This is a genomic window from Ferranicluibacter rubi (genome assembly GCF_011603255.1).
Classification (GTDB): Bacteria; Pseudomonadota; Alphaproteobacteria; order Rhizobiales; family Rhizobiaceae; genus Ferranicluibacter; species Ferranicluibacter rubi.
This window is the reverse complement of record NZ_JAANCM010000010.1, coordinates 47,278-73,312: the sequence shown is the minus strand read 5'-3', so window position 1 is coordinate 73,312 and position 26,035 is coordinate 47,278. Positions and strand designations below refer to the sequence as shown.

The following is a 26,035-nucleotide window of genomic DNA, read 5'->3' as shown; positions in this document are numbered from 1 at the left end:
GGGAATGAGCTGGAGGGATGGAAAGAGGCCCTGCCCGGCGGGCGGAGCCTCGATGTCTCAGTCGCGGTTCTGGCGGGACCAGATCAGCTGGTAGCCATCCTCGCCTTCGACTTCGGTGAGGGTTGCGTAGATCGGCGCCGGGAAGCTCGGGTCGTCCAGCTTGACCGAGAGGTAGTCGCGGTCGTTCTCGGAGCGCTTCTGCCAGGCGGCGCCCAGTTCGACGGCGCCTGCCTAGATGCGGAACTGCGGGCCCTTGTCGGAGGGGTTCTCGACGCGGGCGATGCGGGCCTTGACGTTGAGGGCGAGGGTGCGGATCGAGCCTGTGAAGCCGGTCTCGGTGGAGGTGAAGGTGCCGATGGTCGCCATGGTGGTGTTCCTTTGCTTGTTCGGGCCGCGCCATTGCGGCCTCGATGGCAGTCGCAAAGACCGGGGACGATCGGACCGCACCCGCCGGGGTCCCCGTCGCGTATCACGCGATGGGGTGGCACAGGGCCGCAATGCAATGGAGGGCGGCCGGGAGAAACTTCGTTGTCGCGCGAGGAATGCGAACGCAGTTCGCAGGGGAAGAAAGTTGCGGACGGCCGTTGCGGGAAGACGATCGAGGCGCAGCCGCTCTCCGATCAGACATGCCCCATCGAGCCCGCACATGGAGCGCCGGAAACAGGCGGTAGAGGAATATTGCTATGGCGGTCGCGACACTCAGCCGCTTCGAGAGTGGCAATTTTGGAATAACCGCCTTGGACAATCTGTCGATTGTAGCCCAACCCCAGTGAAAACCCGTCTCACGAAAAGTGCCGGTTGCACGGAAGAAACCGCGCGCTATCGTTCGTCAGCGAATCGTCGCCCGGAGGATCCATGCGTCAGCAGACAAAGCCGTTCATTGTTGAACGAAAGCCATCCCGTAAACTCGCGTCCGATACCAACAAGCCCTCGATCTGGGGAAAGCTGGATCTTACGCTGAACGATGACCACCACGTCGAACGAGGCCCGGTCGAGGCGACGACCGCCGGTGTGGACGACAACCGTCACTGATCGTCCGGTTGGCTTCAAGCCGCCTTGGTCCCAGTCTCTGCTGCCCCTTGCAGATCATGAAGAAAACTCACAGCGCGCTGCGCATGCGCCGCCGCCTGGAAGATCGCGCGCCGGTCGTCTGACAGGACGCGCAGCCAGGACTGAAGATAAGAAGCGTGATCCGGCCGCGGCTCCAGTTCCGGGACGATGCCAAGATCGGCGCAGAGGAAGCAACTGCCAAGTTCGGCAATCAGCTCTTCGCGCGCACGTTCACTCATGTCCTTGGCGTAACGGCTGAGATCGCGGCCGACACGGGCAGGGTGTGCCGTCCAATGCGTGGCTTCATGGCTGAGCGTTGCCACGTAGCCGGCCGCATCGCGAAACGTCTCGAGCGGCGGCATCTGGATGTGGTCCGTAACCGGCGAATAGTAGGCCTGGCTGCCGCCGTGCCTGATCAGGGCACCCGTGTTGCGGAAGAAACGGTCGGCTTGGTCGATGCGCTCCACCGGATCGAGAACGGCCAACGGTTGCTCATAATAGCGATCGGGAAGTCCATCGATTTGTTCGATGTTGAACACCGAGTACGCTTTGAGAAAGGGAATTTCACGATCGACCTCATTGCCTTGGCCATCGCTCTCGGACTTGATGAACCGGCTGGCGAAGACCACCGTCGAGCCGGTCTCCCCCTTGCGCACCGCGGCGCCAAGTTCGAGCGCCTGCTTGAACGTCATCCACATCGGCGAGGAGAATCCTCGCGCTATCCCTTCCGACCACAAGAGCAACACGTTCATGCCCGAATAAGGCAGGCCATTGTGCCGGAGCGGCCGGGAAATGCGCCCCTGCGTATTCGCCACACTCCACGGCTTCATCCACGGGCGAACGCCCTGCTCGAGAGCGGCAACGATCCGGTCGGTAATCCGGGTGTAGATGTCGCTGCGGTCTCCGGTCGATTTCCTGTTCATTTTGATTTCTCCTTTTCTGGACCGCGCCGATCGCGGTCCGTCACGGAGGTCCTGACGCAGGAGGCAACAGGCTTTGCGCGCACCCAGAGGGCCGGAACGAAGAGGAGGACGGCGAAGCCGTTGCGCGGGCAAGCCGGCTCCTGCAGGACCACCGACCGAGACGGGCCGCAGATCCGCGGGTAATTCCCTTGTTCAGCTTCGACATGGAAAAGGCCGGCCCCGACGGGGACCGACCGATGCGGGCGGAAGAAATGAGCGGGACTGATACCCCGCCCTGCGGGCTCAGCCGAGAGCGTCCATCTGAGCTGCCGCTGCCTTGCGGTCGAGACTGGCGCCGGGGTTTTCGACCGGGCGATCGAAGGGCTTCCAGGTCTCGCCGATCACCTGTTCGTAGGCGGCAACCGCACCCTCGGCCGCCATCCTGAGCGCATGGGCCTGGATGCCCATGTCGGCCGCGAATTCCCGCTTGCGCTGGGCGGCACTGTCATAGCCGACCGGGCCGTCAAGATCCTCGTCGCGGGCATCGTTAGAGGCCTTGGCGGTTGCGTCACGCGCCTCGGAGACTGCGCGGGAGTAGAATTGGCCAGCGCCGTGCGCCGATCCGACGAAGGCGCCGACGATGCGCTGCAGATGGATTTGCATGGCTTTTTCGCCGAGGCCCTCGCTGAGGCTTGCGGCACTCTCGGTGAGCAGACGTTCGTGCTCGTCGCGGATGCCATCACTGTCAACGACGGCGTTTCCGAAGCTCTCGGCGATCTTGAGGGCCTGCGCGCTGTCAGGGCAGGTGAGGCGGACCATCTCGACGGTGGCGCCCTTGCGGAGTTGGACAATGCGGGCGGAAGAACGGTTGGATGTCGCTTGCTTGGCCATGTGGGTTTCCTTGGTTTCGGTTCTCCGAAGCGGCTCCGGCCCCATGCCGGTCTGCCCTTCGGTGCGGTCAAAGGGAACCGGCGGAAGGCGGGCGCTTTCACAGGTCCGGAACGGCTGAGAGAGCAAATCTGGTTTGCGGCCAAGCGGGTGGCACACCTGCGAAGGCCGCGGGCCTGGTTTGAGAAACAAGGCTGGTACGGCCGCACCGCGGCGCGCCAGCGGCCTTGAAACGACCGGCCGCCGGTTCAGACCGCAACGAACACGAAGGGCAGGCCGGCACGGGCTCGCGACCTGCACCCGAGCCGACCATGGAACAGATGGCCAACTCCGGACAGGACCGTTCCAGAGCCGCCGCTTACACGGCTGTCTGTGAAAGTGATCCAAGGTCCGCTTCACGCCGCCTGTTGCAAACCGCCGATGTCGAGCTTCGATCGAACGAACGCGATGGCGCGATCCTGTCGTTCGAGCTTGCGGACAAGCACCTCGAGTTCCCTGCGCCGCATGAAGGTGAGGATGCCGACGTGGCTTTGGAAAGCATTTCGTCAGCCCGCGTCCAACGGGCGCCGGATCGCTTGTGGGTGCGATTGCTGGCCTTCGCCTTCTCGGTCACCGTCAGACGCTCGGCACGTCCCTCAATCTGCCGCTGCACCCGATCAGTGCCGGTACTGCTGCACCGCGCCACAACCTCGACCATGCCGGCGTTGTGGCTGGAGCGAATCGCGGAGGTCACTATCCAGTCGTGAATGTGTTCCTGCTCGAAGGTTTTCTTGTCCTTTGTCCAGGACTCGCCCGGCTTCAGCTGGCAACCATGGATCTTCTCCCACTCAATCGGCCATGTATTGCGGATCGTCTCATTCGCGCTACGCCGCTCATAGGTCGTGAACACCTCGGGAAATGTCTGGGCGACGATGGCCCACTCCGCATCCTCCTCGTACCAGCCGGACGCATTTCGCAACGCTTCAAGGACTTTGACGTTGCGTGCTGCTGACAGATGGAAGCCGCCATGGCCTGAGGTCGTGTGGGACACAATGCCGTCGGCATAGATCGTTGCATGCTGCGACGCGCCCCATGGCGTGCTGCAGGACATGCGGACGTGCTCACGGCGGAGGGTCGCGAGTTCGGTCTTGTGCCGGGCTATCTCCAAAACCCGGGGGCGAAACCCCGCCTCGCTGTCGAGATGTGCTTCATGCCCAAGGAAGTCTTGCCGCTTCAGATTCGACAACGGGCGGTTAGAACGCCACACGCTGGCGAGAAAGCCCGCGCTGCCGTCGGCCGTCGGCACCATCGCCAGGGTGGTATCGCCGATGCGGGCTACGGGAAATCCATCGGCGCTGACACCGAAGGTGACGGCGTACTCGCCCACCGCAGCGGGTGTTTGGTTTTCAACTTGAGACGCGGACGTCATCTGTTCGCTCCTTTCTGGAAACGGAAATGAAAACGCCGCCGGGGAATGCCGGCGGCGTGGTTAGATCGGATGCAGGGAGGGCGATTATTCCGCGGCGATGCCATAGGCCGCATCGTCTTCGTCGGAAACCTGCTCATCACCCGGTTCAACAGCGTCGTCTGGGGGAATTTACAGGAACCGCGGGAGCGAGTTCTTCATCGCCATTGCCGAAGTTATCTTCCTCCGCAGCGTCGTCCGGGCCGTTCGTCACCTCGTCCTCGAGCTCGTCGTTATCCGACGCAATTTTGTGCTCACCGGCTTTGATCAGGCTGGTCACCCCTTCAGCGTCAGGTGCAAACAGGGCGCTCGAATGAACGAGATGCGCGTTCTGAAAATGCTCGACGAGGGCTGCCCGCGTTTCGCGCACCCGCGAACGTGGTTGCACATTCGCTTCCTTTGCCGCGGTTTCGAGAGATTGCCGCGACAGGCACAACAGGAAGTCCTCCGTTCCCATATTCGGCAGGAAGGCATCAGCGCCGATCGCCTCACCTGCGATGCGGGAAACGACGCCGCTGTTCGACATGCCGCGCCGGCAAGACAGGACGTCGATCAGGGCAGAGCGGGCCGCAACCCGAACTGTATCGATGTCGAACGACAGTTGTCCGTCTTCCGTAAACAGGCGGGCCGCGTGACGTTCGAACCGGCCCCGGGCAAAGACCTGATCGTTGGCCCCGCTATCAATCCGCACGTTGAGGCCCGCAAGTGAAAGCACCAGCAGCGCCATCAGCATGTCGTCCTCGATCGGTGCTCGGCCAAGCGCCTCATGCAGTGCATCGGTGCGGAAGTCGCCGATCATCTCCAGGCCCTTCTGGGTGACGTCCGGCCGTGGCTTCGAGCCGACCGCCATGTCGTCAGGCTGCGACCCATCGCCGGTTGCACCCGACCGGCCCGTGGCGGTCTTGCCTTCGGGCAACCGATAATGGACGGTCTGGACCTTGCCCTCGCGATCGAGATACATGCCGGTATGGTCGCCGTTGCCCGGTTTGCCATGGACCTGGCTTGCCTTCTTCGGCAGTTCCGGCTGGCCCCAGCTGTTAACCTCGACGATGGCACCCTTCTTCGGCAGGTTGCTCGTCATCCACTCCTGCTGTGCGCCGAGAAAGGCTTCGACATCCGTCGTGTAGCGGTTGTCCTGGTCGGCCGGCCCGAACAGGTCTTCCGCCCATTCGATGCCGTAGGCCGCAGCAAGATCGTCGGCGAAGCTTGCATCCCTGGCATACATCCGCTTTCTGTTCAGCGCGTTGGCGACAGACCACCAATGCGCGGTATCGCCCTTCTTCGGCTTGTGCGCCTTCCAGACCTCCTTCTGCTCGTCGAGCGAGGCCGCAGCGATCGTCCGAAGCTGTTGCTCGTTCGGCATGTCGCCCCTGGCCATCTGGTCGAGCATTGCTGGCAGGACGTTGGCGAGAAGCCTCAGCTTGCGGATCTGGCGGACGGAAAGGGCCAGCGCCACGGCGATGGCTTCCTCGGTCCAGCCGAGTGCGACCAAGCGTTCGATGCCGCGCCACTGGTCGACGGGATTGAGGGGCTCGCGAGCGATGTTCTCGATCATCGAGCGCATCGCGCCGTTGTCGTTGGCGGCCTCAACGACGAGGACGTCGATTTCCTCGAGACCGGCGGCGATAGCCTGGCGGACGCGACGATGGCCCGCCTGAATGACATAACCATTTCCGCCGTCGAGTTCGGGCGAAATAACGGGCGGCTGGATGATGCCGACGGCTTTCACCGTTGCCAGCAGCAACGCATCCGACTGCGGCGATGATGTCGAGCGGCGCGCGTCGTCGAGATTTTCTTTCAGCGAACGCGGATCGACCTTGATGATGTGCATGGGAGAACTCCTTTAGGGGTTTTGGGGACCGGCCAGGCGCCAGCCTTTCCTGTCTTCATTCTTTTCGAAGACATCCCCCGAACCGCAGGGCGGACGGGCCGGCGCAACTGTCACCGAGCGTCCCTGCCGCGAAGAACGAGCGGGGCTCACAGCCCTGCGAGAACGAGTGGTCGGTATGCGCAGGTAACGGTTGAGCGTCAGCGTCGGCGGGCAGGCTGGTCTGCGAGAGGTTTTTTCCGCCTTTCTCTCTCTCACACTTCGATTCCGTTTTGCCCATCCGGCTTCGCAGCCACACAACCATGAGCAAAACAAACACCTTTTATCGCGCAACACCATGCGGCTCGGTGTCGTCGCGAGCGGATTTCGCGAGGGCCTCCTCGACCTCATCCAAGGCCTTGCGCTTCTCCGCAAGCTCGTCGAAAAACGCAAAACGGCCTCCCTCCCGAGAGCGATAGGACGCGAGGCGCCGATGGGCCTCCTCAAGCCGAAGGCGATAGCGATCCCGCTCCTCGTGGAACCCGTCAAGCGCATGTTCAAGCCTTGAAATCGCCCCGAGAGGCGTCACAGTCACTTCGAGATCGATTTCGTAGTCTGCGCCGGTTCGCTGCAGGACCGTGGTATAGTGGTATCCGTCACCTTTGCCAAAACGCTCGCCGTCATGGACGAGATCGAACCCGCCTATCGAGGCAAGGTGGATTTCACCTTCTTGCTGAAGCTGAACGAGGGTCAGGATCTCCTTCATCAGCGCACGTCCCGCGATCTTGCGATCCTGATGGAGGTCGCCCGTCACCGTCATCGTGAACGCATCGCCTTCGGTCCGGACATGGCGTTCGATGTCCTGACCGATCTCGGTGATCCGGCGTTCCGAAACGTCGATGTCGCGCTCGGCATCGCGGATCTGACGGCGAACCGCATGCTGTTCGTCGTCGTGTGCTGCGCGCAGGCGTTCCAGCCGGGCGATATCGGCTTCGAGACCGGCTTTTTGCATCAATCGCTCGTCCCCCGATGCAATGGCCTTCGCCATCGCGAACTGGTTGGCAGCCCCTTCGCTGAGATCGTCCAGTCGGCGGATCGAGGTGTCGCCCGACAAGGCGGCGGCGATGAAGCGCGCCTTGCGCTCGTTGTTCTGCCACATGGACGCGTCGAGCGAGCCTTGCGTCGCATAGGCAAATATGTCCACCATGTCATGCTGGTTGCCTTGGCGAACAATCCGCCCCTCCCGCTGCTCGATCTGCGACGGCAGCCAGGGCACGTCGAGGTGATGCAGCGCTTTCAGCCGCAGTTGGGCATTGACCCCCGTCCCCATGGTCTCCGACGAGCCGATCAGGAAGCGGACCTTGCCGGCACGAACGTCCGCAAACAGGCGCTGCTTTGCCTCGGTCTTCTTATAGTCCTGCATAAAGGCGATCTCGCAAGCCGGCACGCCCCGCCGGATCAACTCGTTGCGGATCCAGCGATAGGCTGAGAAACCCCGTGATTTCTCGACATTGATCGTGCCGAGATCGGAGAAGATCATCTGTGCAGCGCCGTGAAGATCGAACAGCCTGCCGTCCGGGCGGAGATAGGTGTGCGCTGCGGTTTCCTGCCAAATGCGGTGCGCGTTTTCGATCAGGAGGTTGAGCTTGTTGTCCGGCTCGTTGTCATTGTCCGGATCCACCAGCCGCAGATCGATCGCCGCGTGCCGACCATCGGTGATGACGGACAGCAGGATGTCGTCGCCGGGCTTGGCCGGTCCCTCACGGTTTTCGATCGCCTTGATGCGAGCGGCAAGAACTGTTTGGTAATTCTTGAAGGCCTGGGTCGGCTTCGCTGTCAGAATTTGCCGGCGCCCGGTCGAGATATCAGGGACCTTGACGTACTGGCGCAGATCCTCCGGCATGACCACATCCGCGAATGATCTGAACATGGCGATCAGTTCCGGCACATTGACGAAGCTCGCAAACCGGCTGACCGGCTTGTATTTGCCCGACGGCTGGATCTCCAGCTCGGTGGTCGTATCGCCGAAGGTCGATGCCCAGGCGTCGAATTCGTGCAACCCGCGCTCGGCAAGCGCCGCGTAGCCCAGAAGGCGCTGGATCGAGAACATCTCGCCGAGCGTATTGGTGATCGGGGTGCCGGAGGCAAGCACGAGTGCGCGACCCGGGTTATTTATCTCGATAAACCGGGATTTGACGTAAAGGTCCCAAGCGCGCTGCGAACCATTCGGGTCGATGCCCTTCAGAGTCGACATGTTGGTGGCGAAGGAGAGCTTGCGGAATTCCTGCGCCTCATCGACGACGATCTGGTCAACGCCGATCTCCGCGATCGTCAGCAGATCGTCCTTGCGCGTCGACAACGCTTCGAGCCGTTCCTTCAGGCCTTCCTTCAACCGTTCGAGGCGCTTGCGCGACACACGGTCCTCACTGTCCACCTTGATGAGCAGATCCTCGTAGAGCTGCAGCTCATCGTGGATCATCTGTTGCTCGAAGGCTGACGGCACGGCGATGAATTTGAAGGCCGAATGCGTGATGATGATCGCATCCCAGGTCGCAGTCGCCGCACGCGACAGAAAACGGGCACGTTTGTCCTTGGAAAAGCTTGTCTCGTCGGCGACGAGGATGCGAGCGTTGGGATACAGCGCAAGAAATTCGCGCGCGGCCTGCGCCAGGCAATGACCGGGAACGACCAGCATCGCCTTGGCGATCAGACCAAGCCTGCGCTGTTCCATGATGGCGGCGACAAAGGTCATCGTCTTGCCGGCGCCGACGGCATGAGCAAGGTAGGTGGAGCCGGATGAGATGATCCGCCAGATGCCGCGTTTCTGATGTCCGTACAACGTAAAGGCGGCAGACGCGCCCGGAAGCTTCAGGTGGGAGCCGTCGAATTTCCGTGGCGCGATGTTGTTGAAGCGGTCATTGTAGATCCGAGCCAGTCGATCGGTGCGATCTGGATCCGTCCAGACCCAAGTCTGGAAGGCTTGCTTGATCCGCTGCAGCTTATCGCGCGCAGCCTCGGTATCGACGACATTCAGCACCCGGCGCTCGCCATCGGAATCCTTAAAGACATCGAAGATCTGCGGCACGCGGCTGTTGAGCGCATCATCCAGCAGCTCACCGGCGTGCCGGCGGCTTGTGCCCCATTCCGAGGTGCCGACGGCATTATATCCGAGCTGTCGGGCTTCAACTGTCCAGGAGCCGAGTTCCGGCATGTGGTGGATGCGGATATCGACGCCCATCGTCTCGTGCACGAAGGCGACGACATCGGCAGCAGGGATCCACGGCGCGCCAAGCCGGGCCGTGATATCGGATGGCCGCAGGTCCGCCGGTTGTACGTCTTTCAAGGCGCGGACGTTTCGTTCGAACACCGGATCGAGCGCGGCGGCCGCCTGAGCGACGCCAAACTTCGTGCGCACCGTGCCGGAGAGATAGGCATCGGAGGTCTGCCATGCGCCGTCGGCCGGATCCTGGAAGATCGCATCGCCAAGCTCTTCGATCACCTTGGCCGCTTCGACATGCAGAAGTTCGGCGATGTGCTCGACATCGACGCGGCCACGCTCGTTGAGAACGACAGCCAAGGCGTCCGCGGCCGATGTGATAACGGGCGGGGCCGGCGGTGCAATGACACGCTCGGAGAAGATCGCACCGGGCCTCGCCGTGTCGGTTTCGAGGTCGTAGTCCTCGATCGAGGCGACCAGCCAGCAGTCGGGATCGTCGAGAAAGGGCTGCAGGTTCGGCCGGCGATGCGTTTCCCGCACCTCCGCCGTTTCCGTATCCTCCCGGATCGAGACCATCGTATGGTTGATCGGCCCAAAGTCGCGCACGAAGCTCGACCAGGCAATGCGCAACCGGACCTGAGCATCGCGCCAGGGTCGATCGGCCTCCTGGCACTTCAGCACGTCGCGCACCGCGTCGCGGATCGGGATCAGCTTGGTGACGATCCGCACATGCTTTTCCGACAGGCCTTCGCCTGTCCGGCCTTTCCGCGTGGTCACCGCCACCGGCGCCCCTTCGATCATCTGCATGAGGCCGTGCGCCTTGTCGACGAAGAAGCTGCCCTCGCGGATCCTGGTCGTGTCGGGCTTCAGATCAACGATATCGCCAAGTTCTGTCTCAAGTTCGATGTCGATTTGCGTCGGCTCGCCGTCATAGCGGCCTGCGGGCAGACTGGCGATGGCGGCGCCAAGGGCAGCCTCGAAATCCTGAGCGGCGGGCGCGATGCAGGTATAGGTTTCGCCGAAGGGGCCGGACGTCGTGGCATGGCTGCCAAGAACAAACTCGGGATGACGTGCGAGCCAGCGGTTGATGCGGATCGGTTCCGCCTCAATGCTGGCAGGCCGAACCTCTTCCAGATCCAGCCATGAGCGGTCGCCGGCCTCCTCGCCAGGCTTGCGTTTGCGGAAGAAGACGATGTCCACGACGACATCCGTGCCGGCGTCGCGGCGAAAGCTGCCCTCGGGCAAACGAATTGCGGCGATCAGGTCGGCCGACTTGGCGATATGCTCGCGCGGCGCGCCGTCCACCTTGTCGAGCGTTCCGTGCGAGGTGACAAAGGCAGCGAGACCGCCGGGTTTGAGGAGATCGATCGACCGGGCGATGAAATAGTCATGCAGGCGAAACCCGAGTTTCCGATAGGCTCGGTCCGAGCGGACCGTGCGATCGGAAAAGGGCGGATTGCCGATCGCCAGATCGAAGATCGACGAAAGCTCCGCTCGTGCAAAATCGCCATTGACGATCCGGGCCTTCGGCTGCAGCAAGCGAGCGATCCGCGCTGTCACTGGGTCCAGTTCGATCCCGGCAACGAAACTCTCTTCCCGCACTTGCTGCGGCATCAGCGCCGGAAACAGGCCGGTCCCGATACCAGGCTCGAGCACGCGACCGCCGCGCCAGCCGAGACGCAGCAACCCGGCCCAGATTGCCCGGATGATCACTTCCGGCGTGAAATGGGCATACTGGGTGCATCGCGCAAGCGATGCGTAGTCCGAAGGCGAGACGGCGCTTTCCAGCGAACCCGCGACCTCATCCCAGCCCTTGCGGAACTCGATCTCGCCCGGTCGGCGGAACATTCCGTTCGCCAGTTCACTGGCGCCAAAGCCGGTGAAGCGGATCAGTTGCGCTTGCTCCTTTGGCGTGGCCGGCCGTTCCTGTTGTTCGATCGCCTCCGCGATCAGGATGGCCGCGACATTGGCGCGGGCGCGATCCCTCCAGGACGCGGCAAGGCCTCGGTCGCCATCGAGGTAGAAGTTGGAACGCTGACCCTGCGGGCGAGAGCACGAACCAGCTGGTGCCACGAGGGCCGCGGCGGGCGCCGGAGGTGTCGGATCGGGCTCGTCATCGTTTGCCGCTTCAGGTGCGGGGCCGCTGAGACCGGTGATGCCGAGATCGAGCGTGGTCGACAGCGCGGTGTTCCCGAAGATGTCGAGTGAAAAGGGATGGCTACTCATGCGATGAAACTCCTAATGAAGGCGCAATTCGTCGATCTGCCGGCGCGGGCAGTTCGAAAAGCGCGGAGAAGTGGGGATCCGGTCGAGCCGGTGGTGAACGACTTCGGCCGCTATTCGCGACCGGTTACGGCGACTGTCGGTCCGCTCAGGCGGCGATGGAGGAGGGGAGGTGCCGCAGATGCACCGGGAGCTTGGCGGAGATTTCCTCGTCGGTCAGATCGTCGAGCCGTTTCAGGAACGTGCCGTCCTTGCCGCCGTAGAGGACAACGGTGCGGTGCCCACGGTCTCTTTCCGGCCATCTTTCGCCAGCGTAACCCCGATAGTCGTCAGCCGTGCTGCTCCAGACGTGCTCCAGCCGTTCTTGGCGGGACATCGACCCGACCGGGCGACTTTCCCGCTCGACGATAGCCACGCGCATATGCTCGATGGCGGAGCGGTCGGACAGATCGCAATAGCCATGGAAGTGGCGGATGGCCCCATCGATGCGCAAGGTAAAGAACACCGATGTCACCGAGCCCGTCAGATACTCGCGCATGGCGAAGATCGATCCTCGGGTCCAGAGCGGAGGGAGGATCTCGAACATATAGTCGTTCTCGGCATCCGTGATCTCGAACCATTCACCGGCATACAGGGGAGAAGCGTCGTCGGCCCATCGGTCCGGCCGCTGGGCGTGACGGTCGAACATGCGGAACATTTGCTGGCGCGTCGCCACGCCCTGAAAGACCTTGCGGATTTTGGGAGAGGTGTTCATTTTCGGCTCCTTGAGAGACGTCCGGACCGAAGCGAGCACCGTCGTCACGACCATGATGCTTATCTCTTCAATCCTCCATGACCTCTCCCGGGCCGCCGGCATCGTGTCCGCCCGGGTCAAGGGCCGGCAAGGCCGGGCGAAGCCTCCCTTGATGCGGGCGGCGCGAATGCGGCACGTTGTTCTTTTCCGTCTCTCTCTTCCTTCTTCCCTCCTCCCGTTGTTTCAGCACCTCATTCCAGTCGGCCGCCGGCGGTCGCAGACGCGACCAGTTGCAACCAGCTTGTTCGGCCAGCTCCCGAAGCCGGTGCGCATAGGCCTCGCCCTGTTGGTCGGCATCGGTTGCAGCGACCAGTTGCACGTCTTGGTGACGAGCCAGATGTCGCAGCGCTAAATCCGTGTTCGGCGACCACCCGCCGCCGGTGCTGAGATACAGAGTGCTTTCTCGCATGCCTTCGATCGCAGCGAGGCTCATGGCGTCAATGGCGGCTTCCGTTACACAGAGCCGTTGCGCGTCGGATGGGCCTAGCCGGAATAGGACCTTCGCGCCGCCCGTCGCAAAGCCCCGCCAGTCCGGGCCGCGTTCTTCCCAACCACAGATGTCACCGTCCGCGTCGACATGGCCGGCCCACATGCTTCCATAAGGCCCCTTCCGAAGTACACCCTGTCTGATGGCACCCTTCAAAATTCGGGCTGGTATGAAGCGCGTGAACCGCAGGTAACGCCAGGTATCCGATGCTGGCCAAGGATCCCTGCGCGAGATCCATCGATCATGGATCGTCCCAGTCGCCGTTTTTGTTGCTGGTGCTTTCGCCCAGTCGGGCTCGACCGACTGGAAGTCGATGAGACCTGCTACACGGTCAAAAGCCTCGATGAAGCCACCACCATCGAGGTGGGCGACAAGAGAAAACACGTCGCCCTTGCCGTCGCCAAGGGGATCGAACCAGCCCCGATCATCGTGGGTGACGATGACGATCGCACCGCCACGGCGGTATTTCACAGCGCGACGGGTGCTCTCCTTCACATCGATTGCAAAGCCCGATGTTTCCAGAACGGCTCCGCATCCGACCCGCTCGCGGATCTCTTCAATATCTCTTCGCTTCATCTTTTCCCCGATCGCCCGGCGATCGTCCTTCCTGATTTCTTTTCCGCACTCTTCGCGGACACCTTCCCGTCCGGCGCGAAGAGCAAAGGCGGCAAGGGCGCGGCTGGCAATTGATGAATCCTGCAAAGGATTCGACAGCTGCGGCGAAGCTTTCCTTGCCACCGCTCGCTCGCAAGCGGCAGCCGGGACGGCGATGGCGGCTAATGAGCCGCCCAGGGATGAAATTCATGGATGACCTTGAGGTCGTCGTCTGTGTCGATCTCGTCGGAGGGCAGGACCCCGTACTTACCGTCGACTGTAAAGACGGTGACCGGGACCATCAGATCACGGGAAAGTTGGAAGGCGTGGGACTGTGCGAGGGAAAGATCGTGCGACATCGTGATCGGCTCCATTCGGGAGCGGGCCAATTCCCGCTCGATGGCTCCGAAAAGGCCCTGAGACGGGCGCGATCACCGCGCAGGCAACGCCAAGAGGCCGTAGCGTGGCTGCGGACCCTTCACGGGTTGATCGTAGAAGATCCGAATCTGGGTCAAGACGCCATTTAAGAGAAGCGGCGTTGGCCAGGGCTGGAATTTCAGTTCACGTGGCGGAACGGCGTCTCGCTCGGTGCCTTTCCAGACTGCATTCCAAAAGCCTCTTATGAGGCACCGTCTTCGACCGAGACAGACTGTCGATGGCCTCCTTCACGCGAAGACGAAGGATGCGCGACATCCGGCATAACGAAGATGCCTATCGCGCTGAACGGTTACCTCCGGAAACACGATGACAAATGCCTCGACCAAAAAGAGAATTCGCTTGCCGGCCGTTGTGGACCTACCCTTGTTGTCTGCGACATTCGACTCTCTGGTCTTTCGGTGAGGTAAATGTCGTAGCGTCTTGCTCCGTAGACCATTCGGTAGACGGTTCAGTGCCATTTGCTTGACTAATGATCACCACCCGCTTCTGAAATCTTGCCTTCCGACAATGTTGCCTTCCCATCGGCATCGTCCAGCGATGGCACACAAGGCGATGCACCGGCCCCTGTCAGACAAGACTTGATTTCTGCGATGGTTCGTCCGGTGATCCGTGAGATGTCACGGACACTCCGACCCTGCGAAATCCATTGCAGGCATGTGTTTTCGAGAGGTGACAACATAAATCTGTCTCTTTACATCATGGTATAGCGTCCTGCTGTTCCCTTCAATGGAACGTTTGCACGGCCCCTAGCCCGGCGACGACCTAACCGCTCCGTGGCCAGATCCGAAAATAACGAATGAAATGTTTTCATGATAGATATCATGTTAGGAAATACGCACAAAAAATTAGCGCGCCTAATCGTCATGCTTGCACCACGACATTTAGTCATGCTCGGCTTTCAGATATGATACGTGGCGTACAGGAGACTCTCACGTGGACGTGCAGCGTGATGTCGCTGAAAGGGCTCACACGACGAGTAGCGTCATCCGCCCCGCGATGACCTTAGACATAATCTCAATCCGCTGCAGATCGCGTTCGCTCATCGCTATCAATCCCATCTGCAATCTCCCAGACGTCCTTCAGACCCGGAGAGTGTGACAATTCAACTTTGCAGAAACAGGACACTTTAACTTTGCGGGATGACGTCAACGCTCAGTCCAGCTGTACGCCAGCGCACGATCTTGCGGCGTTCATCCAGATTGATCTGGGAGTAGGTGCGTTTCATGGGTCGTTCCTTGCAACTGATAAGCCACTGTTATCTATCGCAAGTCGCACTTCATCCTTGAACCCACCACCCCTTGAAATCATTGGCATGTCGCAGTTGGAAATAGAATGTACCCGGCTACATAGCCAAATCACAGAATATATATTATGGAACTAACTGCATAAGACGTGTTGGTCTGAGCGAATGTCCTTGTCACATCGCCGCCGGAACCACAGGGAAAATAAAGGTGCGATTATCCGCGCTCTTCTTCCTTAGTCCCAACCAATTTTGCAGCTGCATGATTTGCCCGAACCAGCGCATCGCGCATCGTTGATCCGGAGGCGATGTCGGAAGCAAGCACGCCAATGAATTCGTCGCCAGCACCATGCGTGCTTTCGACCTTCACTTTGACGGGGTCAATCATGATCTCCTGTCCTTTGTCATCCACGGCTGCAACCCCCGCCCCGCCGGCCGTCACGACCACCTGGGGGTAGCTGGCCCGGAGGATGCGGGCTGCTGACAGGGCGCCTTCCAGCGTTTCCACCACATCGACGCCCGCAAGCATCTCCGCCTCGATGGCGTTGACGACAAGGATATCGATCAGCGTTTTCAGCGCGTCGGAAAGCGGGCGTGCTGGTGCTGCATTCAGCAGAACCAGACCGCCAGCCGCCTTGACGCGACGGGCAGCGGCGACATTGGCGGCATCCGGGATTTCGTTCTGCAGAACGAGGATCGCGGTCTCCGAGAGAACGTCCGAAGCTGCATCGAGATGGGTGTCTCCAAGCTCCAGATTGCTGCCGGAAACAATGACGGCGCCATAGTCACCTTCGTCATCGAAGATCGCAACGCTCATGCCCGTCGAGCCCTTAGCGTCGCGTGCCACGAAGCGGTGATCGACGCCTTTGCGGGCGAGATTATCGAGAAGGAAGCGGCCGAAATCATCGTTCGCGACGGCGCCGATCATGGATGTCGCGATGCCGGTCTTTGCAGCCGAGACGGCCTGATTGCCTCCCTTGCCACCACTCTTCGGATGCCAGGCAGAGCCGGTCACCGTTTCACCTTTGCGCGGCCGCGCAGGACCGAAAACTGCAATATCGTAGTGCAGGCTGCCGAAGACGGTGACGCGGGGGGAGGATGTCATGGAAGTCGATCTTTTCGCTTGGAGCTGACGGCAGACATGGTCTGCTTGAGGTTGCGTTCGGCTGCGCGGTAATCACGCTGGGCGACGGCGACGAAGATCGCGTCGAGAATATTGAGCTGGGCGATGCGCGCGGCGGCGTTCTCCCCCATTAGCGGCGAACCCTGTGCCGTCGAACAGAGCACGACATCCGCCGCCTGGGCCAGCGCCGACCCACCGTAATTGGTGATCGCAATCGTGCTTGCACCGTTGCGGCGGGCCAGCTGGATGGCCTCGATCACCGCCGTCGTGTTGCCGGAATGAGAGAAGCCGACCGCAAGGTCGCCTTCCTTCAGCAGCGAGGCCGACATCAGCATCATGTGGCTGTCGTCGAAGACATTGGCCCGCACGCCGATGCGCAGGAATTTGTGGGACACGTCGCGGGCGATCTGGGCCGAACCGCCGACGCCGTAGAAATCGCGCTGGCCTCCCGCGTGGATCAGATCGGCCGCGCGGTCGAAGGCGGCCATATCGAGAATCGCAAGCGTTTCCTCAAGTGCGTGAATGGAGGTGCGGAAGACCTTCTGGACGATCTCCTGCGAGGTGTCGTCCTCGGAGAGTTCCTGATGCATCTCCGAGGTCGGCTGGCTGTTGTACTGGCTGACGGCCGCGCGGAAATCGCGGTAGCCGGCAAAGCCGAGCTTCTTGGTGATCTTCACCACCATCGCCTCGGAAACCCCGGCTTCCGCCGCGATTTTCTTCAGCGACGTATCGTCGTTGAAATCCCGCAGACCGAAAACCGTATCCACCACTTTTGCTTCGAGCGGGGTCAGCAGTGGCATCATCATCCGGATGCGCGGGCCAACCGCCTTCATGTCGAAGCTTTCCGTATTCATCCTCGTCCCCTCGTTGCTCGGTCGATCATCATAGCGACAAGGATAATAAGGCCGGTTGCGAGAAGTTGATAGAACGCCTGCACATTCATCAACGTCAGACCATTGCGCATGGTGCCGAGAATGATCGCGCCGAGGATGGTGCCGACGATGCTGCCCTTGCCGCCCATTAGAGAGGCTCCGCCGATGGCCGCTGCGGCGATCGCGTCGAGCTCCCAGAGATTGCCGAGGATGGGCTCGGCGGCGCCCAGGCGGCCGATGAGGATGAGCGAGGCGAGTGCCGCAAGGCCACCGGAAATGACATAGGCCGTGATCTTGGTGCGGGCGATGGGAACGCCGGCGACATAGGCCGCTTCCTCGTTGCCGCCGACAGCCATCAGATATTCGCCGATCGGCGTCTTGGTGAGCAGAACCCAGGCGGCAATGGCGACGACGGTGACGATCAGGATGGGCGTGGGAATGCCAAACAGGGTCCCGTTGAAGAGCGAACGGAAGCCCGGGGGAATGCCGAGAACCGGGTTGCCGCCCGTATAGATCAGCGCCAGCGCCCGGTAGGTGCTGAGTGTGCCGAGCGTGACGATGAACGGCTGCAGGCCGACATAGGCGACGAGGACGCCGTTGATAAAGCCGCAGAGGACGCCGATGCCGAGACCGGCGAGGATGGCGAGCGGAATAGGCGTCCCGGCTAGCAGCAGCGTCGCGGTGATGACCGCGGAGATGGCCGCCGTCGGGCCGACGGAAAGATCGATGCCACCGGAAATAATGACCAGCGTCATGCCGAGTGCGAGGCAGGCATTGATGCTCGACTGCTGGAGGATGTTGATCAGGTTGCGTTCCGACAGGAAGCCGGGAACGAGCGTGGCGAAGACGGCGACGATGACGACGAGGCCGATCAGCGTGCCGGCGTCGCGCAGCGAGAAGGAGAAACGGCCAAAGCCCGATGCGGTCTTTTCGGCCGGAGCGGCAGCAGAGGTTGTCATGGCAGTGTCCTATTCGTCTTCTTCAGCGTTCAAGCAGATCTTGTGAAGGTCGTAGAATGATGTGTCAGGCAGCGGGTGCGGCCCCGGTGACGCCGGGGATGGCATGGGCAACGATCGCGCTCTCGCTCAGCCCCTCGCGCGGCAGCTCCGCCGCGATCTGTCCGTCGCGCATCACGAGCACGCGGTCGGACAGGCGGATCACCTCCGGAAGTTCCGAGGAGACGACGACGATCGAGCGGCCTTCTGCGGCCAGAGCCTCGATCAGGTGATAGATTTCCGACTTCGCTCCGACATCGATGCCGCGCGTTGGTTCGTCGAACAGCAGGATATCCGAACGCGCCGCGAGCCAGCGGGCGATGATCGCCTTCTGCTGGTTGCCGCCGCTGAACAGACGGATCGGCCGGTCGAGCAGGAAGGGGCGCAGATTGACACGCTTCAAGAGGTCGTTCGCCGTCGTCTTGACCCGGCCCTTGGAAATGAAGCCGCCGCGGGAAAAGGCAGGTAGCGAGGCCAGCGCCATGTTGAGCGTGACGGAGCGGCCGGGCACGATGCCGTCGCGCTTGCGCTCTTCCGGCACAAGGCCGATACCCGCCGCAATCGCATCGCGCGGGTTAGCAAGCGTCACCGGCTTTCCGTCGATTTCGACGCTGCCGGTGGAGATGCGATCGACACCGGCAAGAAGGCGCAGGAGTTCCGTACGCCCCGAACCGACGAGACCGGCAATGCCGACGACCTCGCCCTTGCGGACGTTGAAGGAGACATCACGGATCTTTGGCGAAGTTAGGTTCTTCGCCTGCAGCTTGACGGTCGAGGTCGCGTGCGAAATATGTGCGTCCTGCATCAGTTCACGCCCGACCATCATCGTGATCACATCGCTGTGCGAGACCTTGGAGAGATCGACCACGTCGATCAGGCGGCCGTCGCGCATGATGCTGGCGCGCTGGCAGATGCGGAAAACCTCATCCATCTTGTGCGAAACATAGACGATGGAAACACCGCTTGTAGCGAGACGCGCGATCACGTCTGCAAGCCGTTCGAACTCGCTCGGCGTCAGGCTCGAAGTCGGCTCATCCATGGCGATGATGCGCGCCTTGTCGAGCAGCGCACGGCCGATCTCGACGATCTGACGCTGCGCGACCTTCAGCGAGGAAATGGGTGCCCCGGGATCGATACCGGGATCGAGCATGGAGAGGGCTTCCGCCGCGCGACGCTCCTGCTCGCGGCGAGCGACCAGCAGGCCGCCGGCTTTCGTCACGGAATGGCCGAGGAACATGTTCTGCGCGACGGTGAGGTGCGGAACCTGCTGAAGTTCCTGGTGGATCATCGCGATGCCAGCAAGACGGGCATCCATCGGCTTCTTGAACGCGACGGGCTTCTCATCGACCAGAACCGTGCCGGAGGTCGGCTTGAAGACGCCGGAGAGGATGCGCAGGAGGGTCGATTTCCCCGCCCCGTTTTCGCCGAGGAGGCCATGAATTTCGCCCGGCTGGACGTCGAACGAAACATCCGACAGAGCCTTCACGCTCGGGAATGATTTGGTGATCCCCTGGAAACGTAATCTTGCAACGGTGCTCATCGGTATCTCCTGCCCTTCGCGAAAGGGACGCCGGCTCAAGGCCCGCGCCCCAGATCAGCTTGCTTATTTCGCAGCCTTGGCGTCTTCCATCAGGACCTTACGCACATCGACGCCCTCGCCCTGATAGCGGGCGAGGTTGTCGGCCGTGATCAGCGCCTGGGGCGTGGCCACGACACGCGGCAGCTTCTGGCCGGCGACGAGGCGGAGTGCGGTTTCCAGCGCGACTTCGCCGGTTAGAACCGGGAAGCTGTCGACCGTGCCGGTCAGCTCACCGGCCTTGATCGAGGCGTAGGCATCCGAAATGCCGTCCGTGCCGAACACGGCAACCTTGTCCTGGAGGCCGGCGGCCTTCACGGCCTCGACGATGCCCAGCGCCATGCCGTCATTGTTGGCATAGAAGCCGACGAGATCGGGATGCTGGTTGAGGATGTTGGTGGCGGCGTCGTAGGAGGTCTGGCGGTCCCAGTTGCCGGGCACGCTGGCGACGACCTCGAACTTGCCGTTCTCGGTAATGGTCGACTTGAAGCCGTCGGTGCGCTGGACGGCCGCGTAGACGCCGGCTTGGCCTTCCACGATGGCGACCTTGCCGCCCTGCGGACGGTTCTCGATGAACCACTTGGCGACGCGCACGCCGTTGTCACGCTGGACGTTGCCGACATAATGCTCGGCCTGCGGAATGACGGCATCGTTGACGTTGACGACCGGGATGTTGGCGGCCTTGGCCTGTTCCATTACCGGCTGCAGGTTGGCGTCCGTCTGGGGCGAAACGAGCAGGACGTTGTAACCCTGCGTGATCATGCCTTCGGCAATCGTCAGCTGACCGAGCTGGTCGCCTTCGCTCTGCGCGGCCTGATAGGCGACGGGAACGTTGTGCGTCTTGCCGAACGCCTCATAGCCCTGGCCAAGCGAGCGCCAGTATTCGTTGGTGAGCGTCTTGGAAACCGCGCCGGCTTTCGTACCTTCGGGAATTGTAGGGAATGCGCCGAACTTGGCTTCGAGCTGCGACCAGTCCAGGCGATCCTTTTCGGTATCCGAGTTCAGCGGCGCAAGATCCTGCGCGAAGGCAGCACTGAGCAGAAAGCTGGCGGCGATGCCGGCGGCAAAGGTCGTTTTCAAAAAGGTATTCATCGGTTCCTCCCGGATGGTATCGATCAGCACGCCTTCGGCGTGCCTTTGGTTGCAAAGGTTCGTAAAGCGTTTCGGAATTTTAGCGTCCGGACGACTTAACCGAGCATCAGTTCCTGAATAACGGCCTGCGCGGAAACGGCATCCTGTCGGTCAATCGCGCCCGAGAGGCGATTGTCCTGCTCGAGGCGATCCACAACCTTCAGCATGCGCTTGACGGTCTGGATATTGACCTCGCATTCGTGCACCGGGTCGAGACCGGTCATGTCGGGGAACGTGTCGAAATAGATCGCACCCTCATAGCCGTCCTTGCGGATCTGGCGCAAAAGCTCGATCGTCTGCTGGGTATGCACCGCACCGACCATCAGGCCATCGTCACGCTTGGCATAGCCGTCATTGAGATGGACGCCGAGGACGCGGCTGTAGCGGGCGATCAGCGCCGCGGCAAAGGCCGGCTGCTCGTCGGCATAGAGCACATGGGCAAAGTCCAGCGTGACACCGAGATTAGGCATATCGACATCCTTGATCGCCAGCAGCGTCGTTGCTGCATCGGGCATCAGGCTGTAGGAGCGCGGCTCGTTCGGCTTGTATTCAATGCTGATCAGGCAATCCGGATCATGAGCACAAACTTCACGGATACCGTCTATTTCGTGCTGCCACAGCGTCGCATAATCTGCCTGGAAGGCGTAATCGAAACCGTCCTGACCAAGCCAGAGCGTCATCAGGTTGCTGCCAGCGGCGCGTGTCGCGTCAATGCCCTTCTTCGTAAGGTCGATCGCCTCGCGCCGAACTGCCGGATCTGGATTGGTGAAAGCGCCGATCTTGAAAGCCGGATTGGTGTAATACCGCATGGCGAAACCATTGATTGCCAAGCCGAGATCGCCGATCTGACGGGCCAGAAGCGCTGGATTCTCGGCAACATGGTCGGGATAGTTCAGATCAAGATCGGTCAGACCTTCGACCTTGGCAGCGCGCGTCGCCATTTGCAGCATCGTTGGCTTGCCGGAAAGATCCGGCCATTCGGCCTTTGGCTTTGAGGCGAAAGAATTGAGGCGGGTGGCAAATTTCAGTTGGGTCACGGCTCTGGCTCACTTCGTCGTTATGCGCTGTACTTCACAGATTTAGTTCATGCTGTAAAGTTATTAATGTTGTGCGATGCACCAATTCGTCGTGGCGGCCGCGTTGTCCAAAATGGATCTTCTTTCATTTTCCAGCGCCGAACAGCCGCGCCGAGGGGCGCTGCTTGATCTGACAGTTGGCTGCATGGATCATGAAATGGCCGCAGGGCTTGGCGGCGAAAGACTGCGTTAGCCCGCCACCACATCCTCGATCCCCGTGATGTCATGACACGGGCCGTGCCGACAGCCCGCGATGGACTTGCTGGTTTATTCCGCACCGGTCCTGCGCCAGATGAAGATGTTTCCGCATATGGCCTAGCGAACTTCTATTTGACGGCGCCTGCCGTCAGGCCTTTCACGATATAGCGCTCCAGGAAAATGCCGACGAGGATCAGCGGCATGATGGCGGCCGTAGCGATGGCGGCCATCGACCACCAGTTGATCCCTTGCGAACCTGTCTGGCTCGCCACCATCACCGGCAGCGTCTTGGCATTGGAACTGGTGAGCAGCGCGGCAAAGAAATACTCATTCCAGCAGAGAATGACCGAGAGAATGAAGGCCGCCACCATTCCGGGCAGCGCAATCGGCAGCACGATGCGCAGAAACGCACCCCAGATCGAGCAGCCGTCTACCAGGGCTGCCTGTTCCAGCTCGACGGGGATCGTGTCGAACTGGTCGCGCATGATCCAGATCACGATCGGCAGCACCATCAGCGTATAGACCAGCACGAGGCCGATCAGCGTGTCGAGCAGCATCAGGTGCTTGTAGAGAACCAGGAACGGCATGGCGAGCACGACAGGCGGCAGGATCAGTTGCGACAGGAAGAAGAACGAGATGTCCTTGTTCTTCATCCAGAGGAACTTGTAGGAAAAACGGCTGAGGCCATAGGCGGCGAGAGAGCCGATGATGACCGCGAGAAACGATGCGCCAGCGGAGGCTACGATGCTGTTGAAGAAACGTCTGATGAACTCGTCGCGCACGGTCGATTGCGCGAAGATCGTATCCGGCGACAGCCCGAGTGAACGCCATCCTTTCCAGTCCGGCATGAAATCGACAAAGGGAATCAGATGTCCCTGCGTGACATTCACCGCCGTCTTGAAGGAGGTGGTGATCGTCCAGTAAATCGGAAACAGCGAAACGAAGGCCCAGAAAACCAGAGCGGCATAGATCAGCAGACTGGTGGTCAGAAACTGCGGGCGGCGAGACCAGAGGCTTGGCCGTGTCGTAGATGTTTCAACATGTGTTGCCATCGGCTTCAGCCTCAATTGTCGCGTTGCATCCACCGGCTCGCCCCTTTGAGGATGAGCGCGACGAAAATGATGATGATGACGAGATAGAATTCCGCAAGCATGGTGCCGTAGCCGACATTCGAGCGGTCGCGATACTCGCGGAAAATGAAGCTCGATACCGTGTCCGTCGCGCCTCCCGGGCCCCCGGCCGTGACGTTGATAACGATATCGGCGAGTTTCAGCTGGAAAATGATACGCAGAATGATCACCGTCATGCTGACGGGCAGCATCAGCGGAAAGGTGATTTCCTTAAAGCTCTGCCAGCCAGACGCTCCGTCGACCTTCGCCGCTTCCTTGATCTCGGACGGCAACGCCTGAAGGCCGGCAAGTAGGAGGATCATCATGAACGGGATCGACACCCAGGCATCCATCGCCATGATGGAGGTCCGCGCCAGCCAGGGCGTCGAAAAGAAAGCCGGATTGTCCCAGCCGAGATGGCGTGCCAACGTTGCCGCCGGACCGAAACGGTATTCCATCAGCGACTTGCCGATCATCCAGCTGACGGCCACCGGGCTCAGCATCAGCGGCAAGAGAAAGGCAACGCGAAAGAATTTCCGCGCCTTGATCTCGGCATTCAGCAACAAGGCCAGACCGAATGCGATGGCATACTGAACCAGCACCGCCAGCACGTAATAGACCATGTTCAGAAGTGCGTTCCAAAAATACACGTCGGCAAACAGGCTGCGCAGATTGTCCAACCCATTGAACTGCCGGCCGGCCGCGGCGCTCAGGTTCCAGTCGGTAAAGGCGATGTATAGGCCAAAGACGGTGGGAAAGACCACCATGGCGACCGTGAAGAGCACTGCGGGCAACACGAAAGCCGCACGTTGCCCATCCTCCCCACGGATCATGACCTGCGCGGCACAGAGCGCACCAGCCCAGATAAGATAGGCGAAAAGCAGCGGGCGCCAGCTGACAAGCCCCATCGACACCACGCCTGATACCTCAAGGACTTGCAGGAGGAGCGTGGCAAACAGCAGCAGAGTTGCAGCCCACAGAAGCAACCGGCCGTTTCGTGCCCCGCTTAACTGACGCGCCGTTCGCTCTGAACGTCTTGAGGCCGGCGGACCGCCGGCTTGCATAGTGGTGTGGGACATTGGCAAACCCTTGACGCATGCCTCACAGGCATGAATGACAGAACCAGGCGACGCGGACGCCGCCTGGCTTTTCGACTCAGGCCCCCAGGGAGGCCTTGTAGAGCGCGATCTGCTTGTCGCGACCAAGTTGGTCCGTGATCTTCTCCCAGGCAGCGGCAATTGCATCTGCCCCAGCCTGCGCCGTTGCCTGGCCGGCAAAGATCTTTGCCAGCTCGTCTTCAGCGACACTGTAATACTGGAAGATGCCGGGAATGCGGGGCTCGATGGCGGCATTCGGATGATTGTAAGAATTGGACTGCGAGTTGAGATAGCTGGTGATGAAAGCCTCGTCGTATCCGGCAGAGACCCACTCCTTGATATCGAACTGGCTCTTGCGATAGCACTGGAAGCCCGACGGGTAAGCTGCGGTCCAGAGCGCAAGGTCCTTGCCGCCGAGATGCGCGGCCGCGCTCCATGCTGCCTTCTTTTTCTTCTCGTCACTATCGACGCGGGCCATGACGTACACACCCCAGCCGAGATAGGCCATGTTGGGTGCATGGTTCGGGCCGCTCGCGAGCTTGTCCCACTGGCCGGTCTTCGAATTGTAGACGTCATCCGATCCCGGGAGGATATCGAAGCCGATCGTATCACCGACAACCGAACTATCGCTGGTGCGAGCGCCAGCACCGACATCGCCCCACCAGGAGACCATCGAGCCGGTGCCTGCCAGAAACTGCTGGAAGGCCGTCGTGCCCGGATCGGCATTGAGCTGGTCGCCCGATTCCGACGGCAGGGCGTCGATAACGTCCTGGATCGCCCGGACCCAGGCCGGATTGTTGATGCGCGGCTTCATGGTGTCTGTATCGAACAACCATGCCTTGTCGTCGGGGTGCTTTGCATACGCTGTGGCGCGGCTGGCGAGGAAGTAGAATCCGAAACCGCCCCAGGCCTTGGGCGCATCGAGATAGCCGATTGCATCGCTGCCACCGACGGTCTTGCCCTTGAGGAATTTGGTGACTTCCTGAACCTTCTGCCACGTCTTCGGCACGCCCCACTCGCCCTCATGGCCCTCGTCCTTCCAGGCCTTGGCAAGGTCGGTATCGGTGAAGTAGTCGGTGCGGTAATTGAAGTTGTGGCAATCGCCGTCGACGGAAATGCGGTAGGTTTTGCCGTCCCAGGTCCCGACGGGCGCCTTAAGGTAATCGACATAGTCGTCCATGTCGATCTGCGCCTTGACCCAGTCCGGCATTTCCGAAGCCAGCCCCCTGCCACAAACATCACCCTCAAAGGGCGCGCCCATTTCCAACAGGTCGAAATCAACCGTTCCCGTCGCGATCGCCTGCTGAAGGCGCGGATTGTAATCGGCCTGCGCCAGATCGATCCAGGTAATCTTGGCGCCCGTGTAGTCTTCCCAGGGCTTCAGGAAGCCGCGGAACAGGACATTGTGGAGGTTCTGGTTATTCAATCCCATGAATGACAGTTCGACGCCGGCAAATTCGCCCTGGGTCACGCTCTTCTTCGTGGCCTCCAGGCACATCTCGCCGACCTTTTGCCAGTCAGCGTCCGTTGGCGATCCTTTGCCCACGCCGGGAACTTGCAGGATCTGACCCCGCAGCGATACGTCCTGAGCGAAAGCTGCCCCGAACGACCCAAGAACTCCGCTGGCGGCGGCGACGGCGCCAAGGCTTGCGCCGGTTTTCAGGATGGCGCGCCGGCTTAAGCCGATCGCCATCATTCTCTCGAAATCACTGACTTTCATGTTAGTCTCCTCCCGTTGATAAAATGCCACGGTGCGTGGCGGCCAGCGCTTCCTC

At 61.2% G+C, this 26,035-nt stretch carries 18 protein-coding genes and 2 pseudogenes; 1 reads left to right on the top strand and 19 read right to left on the bottom strand.

Going from position 1 to position 26,035, the window contains the following annotated elements:
- Positions 1-57 precede the first annotated feature (57 nt).
- A pseudogene (locus tag G8E10_RS18310) lies at positions 58-366 on the bottom strand (DUF736 domain-containing protein).
- A 489-nt stretch (positions 367-855) separates the two neighbouring features.
- Here G8E10_RS18310 and G8E10_RS18300 point away from each other — a divergent pair.
- Positions 856-1,032: a hypothetical protein gene (locus G8E10_RS18300; protein WP_165906875.1), complete on the top strand. Its 177-nt coding sequence runs from the start codon at positions 856-858 to the stop codon at positions 1,030-1,032.
- Between the two features lie 14 nt (positions 1,033-1,046).
- Here the strand turns inward: G8E10_RS18300 and G8E10_RS18295 are convergent, their stop codons facing one another.
- From G8E10_RS18295 to G8E10_RS18210, 18 genes and pseudogenes are all read right to left on the bottom strand, one after another.
- Positions 1,047-1,973, bottom strand: a complete 927-nt coding sequence (locus tag G8E10_RS18295; protein WP_167130325.1) for an ArdC family protein — start codon at positions 1,971-1,973, stop codon at positions 1,047-1,049.
- Positions 1,974-2,255: 282 nt separating this feature from the next.
- On the bottom strand, positions 2,256-2,843 hold the full coding sequence (locus tag G8E10_RS18290) for a hypothetical protein (RefSeq protein ID WP_110731010.1): 588 nt from the start codon (positions 2,841-2,843) through the stop codon (positions 2,256-2,258).
- Between the two features lie 355 nt (positions 2,844-3,198).
- Entirely contained in the window at positions 3,199-4,248 is a 1,050-nt protein-coding gene (locus G8E10_RS18285) for a DUF7007 domain-containing protein (RefSeq protein WP_167130209.1), read from the bottom strand.
- A 145-nt stretch (positions 4,249-4,393) separates the two neighbouring features.
- A complete protein-coding gene (locus G8E10_RS18280) occupies positions 4,394-6,115 on the bottom strand; it encodes a ParB/RepB/Spo0J family partition protein (protein WP_167130208.1) in 1,722 nt (573 codons plus the stop codon).
- Between the two features lie 319 nt (positions 6,116-6,434).
- Entirely contained in the window at positions 6,435-11,534 is a 5,100-nt protein-coding gene (locus tag G8E10_RS18275) for an N-6 DNA methylase (protein WP_167130207.1), read from the bottom strand.
- 145 nt (positions 11,535-11,679) lie between these two features.
- Positions 11,680-12,285, bottom strand: coding sequence for a DUF1419 domain-containing protein (locus tag G8E10_RS18270; RefSeq protein WP_110803127.1), 606 nt, complete (start codon positions 12,283-12,285; stop codon positions 11,680-11,682).
- Positions 12,286-12,352: 67 nt separating this feature from the next.
- Positions 12,353-13,387: a DUF3991 and toprim domain-containing protein gene (locus G8E10_RS18265; RefSeq protein WP_167130324.1), complete on the bottom strand. Its 1,035-nt coding sequence runs from the start codon at positions 13,385-13,387 to the stop codon at positions 12,353-12,355.
- Between the two features lie 200 nt (positions 13,388-13,587).
- Positions 13,588-13,764, bottom strand: coding sequence for a hypothetical protein (locus G8E10_RS18260; protein ID WP_167130206.1), 177 nt, complete (start codon positions 13,762-13,764; stop codon positions 13,588-13,590).
- Positions 13,765-14,975: 1,211 nt separating this feature from the next.
- Positions 14,976-15,068 (bottom strand): annotated as a pseudogene (locus G8E10_RS18255) (integrase catalytic region); the annotation flags it as partial.
- Positions 15,069-15,300: 232 nt separating this feature from the next.
- Positions 15,301-16,188, bottom strand: a complete 888-nt coding sequence (locus G8E10_RS18250; RefSeq protein WP_167130205.1) for a ribokinase — start codon at positions 16,186-16,188, stop codon at positions 15,301-15,303.
- Positions 16,185-17,060, bottom strand: coding sequence for a MurR/RpiR family transcriptional regulator (locus G8E10_RS18245; RefSeq protein ID WP_167130204.1), 876 nt, complete (start codon positions 17,058-17,060; stop codon positions 16,185-16,187). Before G8E10_RS18245 ends, G8E10_RS18250 begins: the two co-directional genes overlap by 4 nt.
- Positions 17,057-18,037, bottom strand: a complete 981-nt coding sequence (locus tag G8E10_RS18240) for an ABC transporter permease (RefSeq protein WP_167130203.1) — start codon at positions 18,035-18,037, stop codon at positions 17,057-17,059. The genes G8E10_RS18245 and G8E10_RS18240 overlap by 4 nt, the downstream gene beginning before the upstream one ends.
- 64 nt (positions 18,038-18,101) lie before the next feature.
- On the bottom strand, positions 18,102-19,613 hold the full coding sequence (locus tag G8E10_RS18235) for a sugar ABC transporter ATP-binding protein (RefSeq protein ID WP_167130202.1): 1,512 nt from the start codon (positions 19,611-19,613) through the stop codon (positions 18,102-18,104).
- A 63-nt stretch (positions 19,614-19,676) separates the two neighbouring features.
- Positions 19,677-20,741, bottom strand: a complete 1,065-nt coding sequence (locus G8E10_RS18230; RefSeq protein ID WP_167130201.1) for a sugar ABC transporter substrate-binding protein — start codon at positions 20,739-20,741, stop codon at positions 19,677-19,679.
- 95 nt (positions 20,742-20,836) lie between these two features.
- Complete coding sequence (locus tag G8E10_RS18225; RefSeq protein WP_167130323.1) at positions 20,837-21,808, bottom strand: sugar phosphate isomerase/epimerase family protein; 972 nt, start codon at positions 21,806-21,808, stop codon at positions 20,837-20,839.
- 374 nt (positions 21,809-22,182) lie between these two features.
- On the bottom strand, positions 22,183-23,106 hold the full coding sequence (locus tag G8E10_RS18220; RefSeq protein WP_167130200.1) for a carbohydrate ABC transporter permease: 924 nt from the start codon (positions 23,104-23,106) through the stop codon (positions 22,183-22,185).
- Positions 23,107-23,117: 11 nt separating this feature from the next.
- Positions 23,118-24,242 (bottom strand): carbohydrate ABC transporter permease, encoded by a 1,125-nt coding sequence (locus tag G8E10_RS18215; protein ID WP_167130322.1) that lies wholly within the window; start codon positions 24,240-24,242, stop codon positions 23,118-23,120.
- A gap of 76 nt (positions 24,243-24,318) precedes the next feature.
- Positions 24,319-25,980, bottom strand: coding sequence for an ABC transporter substrate-binding protein (locus G8E10_RS18210; protein ID WP_167130199.1), 1,662 nt, complete (start codon positions 25,978-25,980; stop codon positions 24,319-24,321).
- Positions 25,981-26,035 lie beyond the last annotated feature (55 nt).